This is a genomic window from Lachnobacterium bovis (genome assembly GCF_900111325.1).
Classification (GTDB): Bacteria; Bacillota; Clostridia; order Lachnospirales; family Lachnospiraceae; genus Roseburia; species Roseburia bovis_A.
The window spans coordinates 24,475-31,855 of sequence record NZ_FOGW01000024.1; the positions used below are offsets into that span (position 1 = coordinate 24,475).

The 7,381-nt window shown below is 38.3% G+C and carries 11 protein-coding genes; all 11 read left to right on the forward strand.

Features of this window, described 5'->3' with window-relative positions:
• The first annotated feature begins 74 nt into the window (after positions 1 to 74).
• On the forward strand, positions 75 to 917 hold the full coding sequence (locus BMY79_RS09790) for an alpha/beta fold hydrolase (protein ID WP_074730854.1): 843 nt from the start codon (positions 75 to 77) through the stop codon (positions 915 to 917).
• Positions 918 to 1,087: 170 nt separating this feature from the next.
• Entirely contained in the window at positions 1,088 to 1,381 is a 294-nt protein-coding gene (locus tag BMY79_RS09795) for a hypothetical protein (protein WP_074730855.1), read from the forward strand.
• A gap of 16 nt (positions 1,382 to 1,397) precedes the next feature.
• Positions 1,398 to 2,069 carry a methyltransferase family protein gene (locus BMY79_RS09800; protein WP_074730856.1) on the forward strand — a complete coding sequence of 224 codons (672 nt, stop codon included), beginning with the start codon at positions 1,398 to 1,400 and terminating at the stop codon, positions 2,067 to 2,069.
• 102 nt (positions 2,070 to 2,171) lie between these two features.
• Positions 2,172 to 2,939, forward strand: a complete 768-nt coding sequence (locus BMY79_RS09805) for an alpha/beta hydrolase (RefSeq protein ID WP_074730857.1) — start codon at positions 2,172 to 2,174, stop codon at positions 2,937 to 2,939.
• Between the two features lie 149 nt (positions 2,940 to 3,088).
• A complete protein-coding gene (locus BMY79_RS09810; protein ID WP_074730858.1) occupies positions 3,089 to 3,586 on the forward strand; it encodes a GNAT family N-acetyltransferase in 498 nt (165 codons plus the stop codon).
• A 198-nt stretch (positions 3,587 to 3,784) separates the two neighbouring features.
• Positions 3,785 to 4,090 (forward strand): SdpI family protein, encoded by a 306-nt coding sequence (locus BMY79_RS09815; RefSeq protein WP_242826864.1) that lies wholly within the window; start codon positions 3,785 to 3,787, stop codon positions 4,088 to 4,090.
• A 72-nt stretch (positions 4,091 to 4,162) separates the two neighbouring features.
• On the forward strand, positions 4,163 to 4,909 hold the full coding sequence (locus BMY79_RS09820) for an N-acetyltransferase (RefSeq protein ID WP_074730859.1): 747 nt from the start codon (positions 4,163 to 4,165) through the stop codon (positions 4,907 to 4,909).
• 80 nt (positions 4,910 to 4,989) lie between these two features.
• A complete protein-coding gene (locus tag BMY79_RS09825) occupies positions 4,990 to 5,757 on the forward strand; it encodes a DUF134 domain-containing protein (RefSeq protein WP_074730860.1) in 768 nt (255 codons plus the stop codon).
• Positions 5,747 to 6,316, forward strand: coding sequence for a chromate transporter (locus BMY79_RS09830; protein ID WP_242941498.1), 570 nt, complete (start codon positions 5,747 to 5,749; stop codon positions 6,314 to 6,316). The genes BMY79_RS09825 and BMY79_RS09830 overlap by 11 nt, the downstream gene beginning before the upstream one ends.
• Complete coding sequence (locus BMY79_RS09835) at positions 6,313 to 6,873, forward strand: chromate transporter (RefSeq protein WP_022749822.1); 561 nt, start codon at positions 6,313 to 6,315, stop codon at positions 6,871 to 6,873. Before BMY79_RS09830 ends, BMY79_RS09835 begins: the two co-directional genes overlap by 4 nt.
• Positions 6,874 to 7,167: 294 nt before the next feature.
• Positions 7,168 to 7,381: hypothetical protein (locus BMY79_RS09840; protein ID WP_143065843.1), on the forward strand; the 214-nt coding region annotated here is incomplete at its 3' end.

The window sequence follows — 7,381 nt, forward strand, 5'->3', positions numbered from 1 at the left end:
AAATCAGGATGAAATTAAGGCTGCCAAGATAGTTTATGAAGTTATAAAAAAGGATATGAATGGAGTAAAAAAGAATGTTTTATAAAGAAACGGAAACAATAGATGGGAAACATTTATCATATATCAGATTTAACGAGTGGAAAGAAGAAGTCCTTCTTTTTTTTCATGGATTCACCGGATCGAAAGAGTATTTCCCGTCTATAGAAAATGATAAAGTATGCATTGTCTCGTTTGACCGACCTGGTGTAGGTGATTCAGATATTGTTCCATATTATTCAATGGAGAGTTTTCTGCAAGCCGTATATCATACTTTGAAAAAGCATGGCGTTACCTCCGTTAAATTGATAGGACACAGTGCCGGTGGATATTATGCACAAGTTTTTGCCGGGATGTTTCCTGATATGGTAAAAGCTGTATCGCTGATAGGAAGCATGATCCCACTTAATTGTCCAGATACAAAAGGTATCGTAAAAGGACAGTGGAAGTTTATTACAATACTTTCTCTTAGATTTAAAGGATTCTCCAGATTCTATTTTAAACAGATGGCAAAAAGCATTACTGGGAACTATGAGAAACAATTGGCAGCAAATATGAAAACTCTTCCGGAGATTGAAAAGAAGTTCATGGAAGAAAATCCTGAAATGATTAAAAATACGATTCTGAATGCTGTTGCCAATGATGGCCTTGGTGTGTGTTATGATGCGTATGCATTATGTCAGAAACGAGATAAGATCACAATTTCCAAAGATATTCCCGTGTATGTCTGGCATGGAAAAGAAGACACGACTATACCAATGTCGTTTGTAGACTATCTTAAATCGGCTTATATGGTGAAGAGTATTCATGTGATAAACGATGTCGGACATATGTTATATCTTAGTTATTGGGATGATATTATCCGAGAATTGCTAGAATGACAAAGTTTGTCGACCTAATTGAATGTTGAACGTTAGATAAAATAGTTATTTCGAAAGAGATAGCTGACTTTTTTTGTTATTGTTTTGAATTGTATATTCCTTACTGGATGAGGATTCTGTATAATTGAAGACAGTGAAATTAACAAATCCGGATTTATTGAGGTGAATACATGAGATATATAGAAACAATAGAAACGCTTAAATCTATACCTGGTTGGGAATTTGTAACGTCTTTTTCCGTTGGGGGATTTGAGTGGTTAGCTTTTTCAGAAAAATGTCCTATGAAGCTACTAATAATATCTAGCCAAAAAGCAACGATTGTAGATGTGGATACAGGTACAATCAATGACTGTAATGTTGAATATGATGAGGATGAATTAATCGCATATTGTGACACACTACCAGATGAAGAATTGCAGATTGTAGGACAGTATGGCGGAATAATAATTCTTAGACGGATGTAATTTGGGGGTGGACAGTATGACAAGCAAACTATTATTACAGGCAATTGGAAAATATGTGTTGGGATTACTACTGTTTGGAGTGCTTCTTTTTGTCCCGGCAGGAACAGCATTCTATCCAAACGGATGGCTGCTGATGGCTGTTTTGTTTATTCCAATGCTTATTGCAGGAATCATTTTGATATTCAAGAATCCGAGTCTTTTGAAAAAGCGCCTGAATGCCAAAGAAGAGGAAAAAGAGCAGAAGTCTGTTGTGGTTTGTAGTGGTGTGATGTTTTTGGCGGCGTTTATTGTTGCTGGGCTTAACTTCCGGTTTCAGTGGTTTTTGCTCCCGAACGTAGCGGTTATTGTCGGGACGGTGTTTTTTCTATTGGCATATGCCATGTATGCGGAGGTCCTAAGGGAGAATACATACCTTTCCCGAACGGTCGAAGTACAGGAAAATCAAAAAGTAATTGATACCGGATTATACGGCATTGTTCGTCACCCAATGTATTCAGCAACGCTTGTTTTGTTCCTCTCAATGGGAATTATCCTTGATTCGCTGTTTTCATTTGGAATTCTACTGTTCTATATTCCGATTATTGCAAAGCGAATGAAGAATGAGGAAGCAGTTCTGGAGGAAGGCCTTGAGGGATACAAAGAATATAAATCTAAAGTGAAGTATAAAGTGATTCCATATATTTGGTAGTTGTCCAAAATAAAGGAAAGATTTAGTTGTTGTTTTTATCACAATTGTTCGTGTCACCAAGATAAACCGGAACAATGGGTGAGCAAATGAAGGAGGAATAACATGGCATTAATTCAAGTAAACTATTTATCAAAGGCATTATTTCGTACGGTTCCACTGAACGTGATTCTACCGGTGGACCGATTTGATGCAGACACGGATCGTTACCTAAATGGTCCGGAGCGCAAGTATAAAACCTTATATTTGTTGCACGGTCTTTTGGGCAATTATACGGATTGGGTGAGTCAGACCCGTATTCAGAAGTGGGCGGAGGAGAAAAACCTGGCGGTGGTCATGCCATCGGGAGACAATGCATTCTATTTTAACTCCAGAACACCATGGAACGATTACGGAACTTTCATCGGAAAAGAGTTGGTGGAGATTACAAGGCGCATGTTTCCACTTTCCGATAAGCGGGAGGATACCTATATCGCTGGGTTGTCCATGGGAGGATTTGGAGCCCTTCGCAACGGAATCGTATACTCCGATACGTTTGGCTATGTAGCCGGACTTTCTGCTGCGGTGCATATTTTTGAAGATACTTCGGAAGAGGCCAACATCGGACTATTCGACAATATTGAAGAGGCATCCAAAACAGATAAGAATCCATGGGTAGCAGTGGAAGACATGCTGGCAGCAGGCCGCAGCGTACCGCATATATATATGGCCTGTGGAACACAGGATGATTTGATGCCTGCAAACATCGCATTCCGTGATTATTTAGAGTCGAAGGGAATCAAGGTTACTTGGGACGAGGATGACTACGGACATGACTGGGATTTCTGGGATAGCCAGATTAAGAAAGTGTTGGATTGGCTTCCACTAGAGTAGTGGACCATTTTAAGGGAGGAAGGAAAAATGATTACTAGAGAGGGAATACATGAATTCTAGAGAATACTTGGAAATATTACATGTCGCGGAGCGGCTGAAGGATACGACAAGACATTGTACAACATCAAATTAAATGAGGAGGTATGGAAATGGAAGCGGTTATTCGAAAAGTACAGCAAGGAGATGCTAGTAAGCTTGCTTATATTCAAACTGAAAGCTGGAAAGCAGCTTTTACGAGCATACTTGACGCTGAGACATTAACAAAATGTACTAATATTGAACGAGCGACCTCTATGTATCAGAGGCTATTAGATGAGAATAAGGGAAATGGATATCTTCTCACTGTGGACGGAAAACCTCATTGCATTGCATATTGGGATGTAGCAAGAGACTCCGAACTTGTCGGGAAAGCAGAACTTATTTGTATTCACAGTTTATCTGACAATTGGCACAAGGGCTATGGTAGTCAGATGATGGATAGAGTTTTGATGGATATCAAGAATTCTGGATATTCAGAAGTGGTACTATGGGTATTTCGGGATAATCTCCCTGCTAGGGCTTTCTATGAAAGAAAAGGATTTGCGATGACGGGGATTTCAAAGCTGGCGTTTGATACAGAAGAAGTCCTTTATTCTAAAAGATTATAATAAGGTGAAGGATAAGCTTGGTTTAATACATTCAAAGACCGATAGACACTTATAAAAGACCGATAGACACTTATATCGGAAGTTAATCGCACAAATTCAAATTTATGGGGGTAAAGAAGAATAAAAATGTGGTTTTATATTATGATGTTTATCTGTAACTTATTAATGCCGACTATTATGCTGATAGGTGGATTCTTTATGTACAAATATCCACCGAAAGAAATTAATGGGATTATAGGATACAGAACAACTATGTCCAGTAAAAATAAGGATACATGGAAGTTTGCACAGGATTATTGCGGTAAGTTGTGGCTTAAACTCGGATTGCTGTTATTAATTCCGACAATTATTATTCAGATACCTTTTTCACATTCGAGTGAAAAAGCAATTGCATATATGACACTTATTGTTGAAGGAATACAGCTTGTGGCTATGTTGGGTTCAATTGTGTTTGTGGAAAGAGTTCTTAAGAAAACTTTTGATGAAAATGGTGTTAGAAGATAAATTCAAATTTGTAGAGCGATTAAAGTTCAGTATAATTGATGAGGTGTATCTGTATTATTGAAAGGAGCGGCCATGGAATATGTTAATGTAACAAAAGACAACATCGAAGAGGAGCATATTTGCTGCGCGATATCAAATAATAAGGATGTTCAAGTTTCTTCTAAGAAGGCATGGCTTTCGGAGAGGTTTGATGAAGGACTTGTTTTCCTAAAGAGCGTAGAGCGCGGAAAGTGCTTTATCGAATATATCCCGACGGAAAACGCATGGATTCCGATAGAGGCAGATGGATATATGTACATTGACTGTCTCTGGGTGTCCGGGGCTTTCAAGGGACATGGATATTCTACTGATCTACTTACTGCGTGCATCGAGGATAGCAAGGAAAAAGGGAAAAAAGGGCTTTGTATTCTTTGTGCTTCAAAGAAGAAACCGTTTCTGGCTGATCCGAAGTTTCTGAAGTACAAAGGATTTGTCGTGAGCGATGAAGCTGATAATGGTATTCAGCTTTGGTATATGCCGTTCGATAAAAATGCAAAAGCTCCAGTGTTTAAGGAATGTGCAAAACATCCGCATATAGAAGAGCAAGGATATGTTCTGTACTATACGAATCAGTGCCCGTTCAATGCAAAATATGTCCCGGTTTTGGAGCAGACGGCAAAAGAAAATGGTATTGCATTCAAGGCAATACATCTTGAAAGCAAAGAAGAAGCACAGAATGCACCGACACCGATCACGAATTATGCGTTATTCCATGATGGGGAGTATGTTACAAACGAGCAAATGAACGATAAGAAATTCTTAAAACTTGTAGGAAAGTGATAGTCGTTTATGATTATATATTGACATATGTCAGAATGAAGAGTATGCTTTATATTGACATATGTCAGAAAGGATGAATTATGCCTAAGAACACGAAATGTAGAAGAATATCAGGTTTTCCTAGAAAGTTTGGTTTTGCACCTACGGATAACGTTGATGAGGAAGCGTTACGGCTGACGTTTGATGAATTTGAAACTATACGCTTGCTGGATGCGGAAGGAATGACTCAGGAGCAGTGTGCGACTAAAATGGGTGTTGCCAGAACTACGGTGACAGCAATGTATGATAATGCTCGAAAGAAAATAGCGAAAGTGCTTGTGGATGGGAGGAGTCTTATCATTTCAGGTGGTAATGTAAGCTTTGACATTTCAAAAGGCGAAAGCATCAATACTAAAAGAAAAAAAGGAGACAATGAGATGAGAGTTGCAGTAACTTATGAAAATGGTGAGATTTTTCAGCATTTTGGACATACAGAGCAGTTTAAGGTATATGATATAAAAGATGGAAAAATCGTGCATGAAGAAATTGTGGATACAAATGGCCAGGGACATGGCGCTCTGGCAGGTTTTCTTTTTGGTGGAAAAGTAGACACCCTAATTTGCGGAGGTATTGGAGGAGGAGCACAGGTCGCGCTTAGTGAAGCAGGCATCAAACTCTACGGAGGTGTATCCGGTAATGCAGATGAAGCAGTAAAAGCATTGATTGAAGAAAGACTTGATTATAACCCTGATGTAAAGTGTAATCATCATGGTGAAGGACATAATTGTAGTAATCATCATGGTGAAGGCCATAATTGTAGTGATCATCATGATGAAGATCATCACTGTGGAGGCCATTGTGCTCATTGATCTGTTTTTAACATTTGCAAAGATTGGAGTATTTACATTCGGCGGTGGGTATGCAATGATCCCACTTATCGAAAATATCTGCGTGGAAAATAAAAAATGGATAACTAATGATGAAATGATGAACATTACTGTGATAGCAGAATCCACGCCCGGTCCCATAGCAATCAACTGTGCAACTTATGTCGGATATAAAAGGGGGAAACTTCCCGGAGCGATTATAGCTACGCTTGGGATGATACTCCCGTCTTTTGCTATTATATATGCTGTCTCAAGATTTCTGAATGGTTTTCTTGAAATAACTTGGGTCTCAAATGCATTTCGCGGAATAAAAATCGCTGTTGGGATTCTTATTGTGGATGCTGCGATAAAAATGCTGAAGAAAATGAAGCAAAAACCTATGCAGATAAGCATAGTTATATGTTCTGTGCTTACGATGTTCCTTATAAAAGTATTTGCCGTTAATATATCCTCCATGATACTTATGCTTGCAGCTGCATTTATCGGTATCATTGTTTTCGTTATAAAAAATAATATGGAAAAGAGGCTGGAAGAGAAATGATATATATTGATCTGTTAATAGGATTTCTTGAGGTCGGCCTTTTTTCTTTCGGCGGAGCTTATGCGGCAATACCTTTGATCAGGGATGTTGTCATGGCTCATGGTTGGATGGATGATGAAATGCTCGCATACATGATTGCTATCAGCGAAAGTACTCCCGGACCGATTATGGTAAATATGGCCACATATATCGGAAGTGAAAAGGGAGGATTACTTGGTGCGATAATTGCTACCACAGCGGTTGTATTACCTGCTTTTTTTATCATTTTGCTTATAATGGTAGCAATGAAGAAATTTCTTCAAAACCACTTAGTCAAGGCTGTTTTATCTGGGTTACAGCCATGCATTATAGGAATCATCTTGGCAACAGGTATATTTATGATTATAAAAAACTGCGGTTTTGTTTTCAGTGGCAGGCCTGATTTTCTTACGGCAGGACTTACTGGTGTTATCGCATTGATATATTTTGGTTCGAGAAAAATCATAAAAAAAGGATTAAGTCCCATCACGCTTATTTGCTTTTCGGCATTTGTGGGAGCAATGGCTTACATGCTATAGATGGAACATTAACTTGGAAGTTAATTACAAAATTCAAGTTTGTGGATCTAATTGAATATTGAACATTACATAGAGCAGTTATCGAAAGATAGCTGCTCTTTTTTTGTAACAATCCACCAAACCCTAATAAATTGTATATCAAAAAATACAAAAACATTTTCCAAACCCCTTGACAAAACTAGGGGGGGGGGGACATAGAATAAAAATTGGTTTCTGGAGTAATTAAACAAATAAAATAAATCTTTAAAACTAAATTATTTATGAAACCATAAAATTTGAAAGGAGGATTCTTAAGTGAGTAAGAAGACGATTGCTCTATATGCCGCTATATTGGTGGTATTTGCAGTAGCAGCCGGATTCTTGGGGTATGATTTGGGAAAATCTAAGGAAAGTATTTCTGCATATCAAGTTAATTCTAACAGCCAATCTAGTGCGACTGCTAGAACAACTGGAGCTAGTAAAGATACTGATGATAACAAGACAGCAAACGCTTCAAAAATAGCCGTCG